Source organism: Xylanivirga thermophila (assembly GCF_004138105.1).
GTDB classification, from domain to species: domain Bacteria; phylum Bacillota; class Clostridia; order Caldicoprobacterales; family Xylanivirgaceae; genus Xylanivirga; species Xylanivirga thermophila.
Window position 1 is genome coordinate 1 of sequence record NZ_RXHQ01000063.1, and the last position, 3532, is coordinate 3532.

Consider the following 3532-nt stretch of genomic DNA (forward strand, 5'->3'; position numbering starts at 1 on the left):
GTTACAATTAGAATTAGCCATAGCGAGCACCTCACTGTATTATTTTTTAGTCAAAAATATTATACATGATTTTCTCGCTATGGTTCTATATTTTTTTGGTGTTGCATTTAATTATACAACGAACCTTCGTAATTTTATAGTTTGTATGTAATTCAATTCATATATATTCTTATAACGGTATAAATTTTAGGCGGCAGCCCCTATATTAGTCTGGAAATCTCATGAGAGCTCCCCTATCAAAGGTCCATTCCGGTGTTATTAATCTATCTTCAATCTCATCCAATCTATACCATGGACTTATACAATCATCCTGTAAGTTTTTTAATATATGTATATCTTGGGCAGGCATATAACTTTGTGCAACCATAAACACCCTTTGCCCTGTCTTAGCCTCTTTAGCCATATCCACCACTATTACGCAGTGTCCCGGGCTCCCGCCTTGTATGAACACATCACCCACCTGCATATCATCTATATCAACGGATTGTAATTCCCTTTGCAGAGAATAGGTACCTGCATAGGCAAATACCATATTTAAATATCCCCTGAAACTTTGATAATCATCATTATAACCTGTTTTTTTAACCCAGCTGGTGTTATTCCCATCAACCTTTATCCTATAGCCTTCCATCCATTTGGTATAATCTGCCCTAAAGCCATTTGTAAAATTAAAATGTATCCTACCATAATCCCCTATTCCGTATAAATATTCTGCCCTTAACCTCATAACCGCATCTGCACATTGCTGAAGATCCCGCTCCCCTATATCCATATCCACTACAGCTTCATATACTTTTCTGCCCTTTACCCTGCCGTCATAATAGTGCACATCGGATCCATGGGGTTTTAAAGGCAGATGCCTTAGATAGTATGAAAAGGAGTCTTTATCCTCTTTATCCCGTTCAAATCCCACTGGAGGATTTATTCTATCCATTAAGAGCATCCCATCTCTATTTATAATCTCTTGCCTTTGAACTTTTTCCTCTTTATACGGCGTAGAATGCTGATTTCCCGTTTCATATGCCTTTGCCATCTCTACCCGCTCCTCATATGGTGGATGAGTACAATAGAATATCTTATATATTTTACTGGGTCTTGGAAGGGACAGGCTTTTATTATATAGTTTATCAAGGGAAGATAGATATGCCTCCTTGTTTCCTGCAAGTTCTATTTCAAATCTATCAGCTTGTCTTTCTATATACCTAGAATATCCATTCATGGCGGGAGATGCTATAAAAACTATTATATTTAACACCAGAATAAATAGTGGCAATGAGGCTATATCATAGAGTTTTGTGAATCCAAACGCCCCGTCTGACATACCCATTATCCAGAATGATAAAATATTTGTAAAATACAACACCATGATAGTCAAAAGTCCACCTAATACTATGGACTTCCATATATGTCCCTTTACATAATGTCCTATCTCATGGGATACTATGGATATGGTTTCATCTTCCGTCAGATTGTCTATGGTAGTATCCCATATAACTATCCTTTTTGAGCCAAATACCCCTGTCATATAGGCATTCATCTCTTTGGTATCCCTGCTCTTATCTACTTCGTATACATCACAGCCCTCTATTCCTGCCTTCTCTAACTGACTTTCTATTCTGACCTTTAGAGCGCCCTCCCTTATGGGCATGTATTTATTAAATAGGGGGTCTATATACATGGGAGTTATAAGGGTTACAAATGTATATACAGGTATGGATATAAGGCCTAAATACAACCACCATCTATCCGGATATTTCTTTATTAGATAATATGGGAGCCATAAAAACAGCATCCATACAAGCACAGAGATAAGCGTATTTTTTAAAACATTTGAAAGCCACCTATGTATATTTTGATTTGAAAGGCCAAATCTATGCCTTATTACAAAACCGCTATAATAGTTCAAGGGGAGTGCTATTAAAAAGTCTATCAATAGGTAGAAAAATGCGTATAGACAAATTGCAGTAAATGAATTTATAGATTTTGCCTGGACAAAGTCCCTTATTTTTGCAGATAAACCCGTTATGAGGAAAATAGTAGGGATCAAAAAAGTCAACAAAAAATTTATGGCCCATATTTTTATATTGACTTTTCTATATTCTATTGCCCTGTCTAAATCCGGTTTTCCTGCATACTCCCGCCCTATAGCATCCATGTTCCCGCGCTCTCCTATCAGGATCATGGATATAAATATGATAACGCATATAAAGACTATAAAAAAAATAGATGCAGTTTTCCCATTGATCACAACTATTCCCCCTATATTTAAAATAAAACCACCCCCTGATGCTTATTTTCCCCATGCATTAAAATAATATCATAGGGATATTTAATCAAGAAGTGGAGAGTTACATATAACTATTCTAAAAGATTATCGTATATGGTGTTAAATAGGATACCAGTTCTATCATAGCTATGTTCCCAATACATTATTCCTCCAAGTCCATTTGATTTTACATATTCACATTTATATCTAATCGATTCAGGATCATCATAGGAAATAAATGTATCACCGTTAAACAACCAAGGGGCTTTTGCCTTATCATCCCAGTATTTGATAAACCCCAGTGATTTTTCATAAATGTGATATATAGCCGTATAATCCGGTCCAAAATCACCAGGGATCTTGGCTTCTAGGTGCATACCCTTGTTCACATTTGGCACCCCATCCCATCGCCTCGAATAGAACGCCACTCCAATTACAATCTTTTCAGATGGAACACCCGCTTCTTCAAACAATTTCACTGCTGTATCAGCACTATAAGATATGGGCGCGCCTTCAGGTTCATAAAGATTTGTATGATGCCCCGTAGGCTGATTTCCACAGCGCATATCATATGTCATCACATTTATAAAATCCAGATATTTATGTATAACATCAATCTCCGTTGAATTAAGATACCATTTGCCTGCACCCGCTGCTATTGTAAGCCAACATTTTTTATTTCTCTTATTTTCGAACTTATCAAGGGCATCACGATAGCCTTTTATAAGTTTTGTATGCTGATATTTTTCCTCCATTATCCCCCTATCACATGGAAATTCCCAATCACAATCAATTCCATCAAAATTAAATTCTTCTACAATATCCATTGTAGATTTAATTAATATCTGTATTCCTTCGTCCGTTTTAGTCGAAGGCCCATGCCCATGTTGATTCCCACCACCTGTGGATAACAGTATATTCAAATTTGGATTATATGACCTTATCTTTTTAATATACCCAAGGTACCTCCTTATACCTTCAATGGAAACCTTTGAATCACTAACAATCCCAAAGGCAACATTTAAATGTGTGAGTCTTTTCGCCTGACAAGGCGTAATATCAGGAAGCGATTTGCCCGTCGCATAACCTATAAAATGATAATTACCAGTTTTCATCCCTAACACCTCATTTTTATTTTAAGTAGGCTCTCGAAAACTCGAAGAGCTTAATCTTACTTTATTTCAAGGTTCGGCTTTTTAGCTTCACCCCTACTTTTTGATTAATATTCACTTTAAAATTTCCAATTCTACTTACCATTACTTCCCT

Annotated in this window: 2 protein-coding genes; both read right to left on the bottom strand. The window is 36.4% G+C overall.

Annotated elements, in window-relative coordinates:
• Positions 1 to 205: 205 nt before the first annotated feature.
• Positions 206 to 2248, bottom strand: coding sequence for a DUF4846 domain-containing protein (locus EJN67_RS13825; RefSeq protein WP_129725013.1), 2043 nt, complete (start codon positions 2246 to 2248; stop codon positions 206 to 208).
• A 110-nt stretch (positions 2249 to 2358) separates the two neighbouring features.
• Positions 2359 to 3381, bottom strand: coding sequence for a glycoside hydrolase family 18 protein (locus EJN67_RS13830; protein ID WP_129725014.1), 1023 nt, complete (start codon positions 3379 to 3381; stop codon positions 2359 to 2361).
• Between the last annotated feature and the right edge of the window lie 151 nt (positions 3382 to 3532).

What these genes read in the sequence shown, in the direction of transcription:
- EJN67_RS13830 (WP_129725014.1), bottom strand. Translation starts at nt 3,381, where the DNA reads ATGAAAACTGGTAATTATCATTTTATAGGTTATGCGACGGGCAAATCG.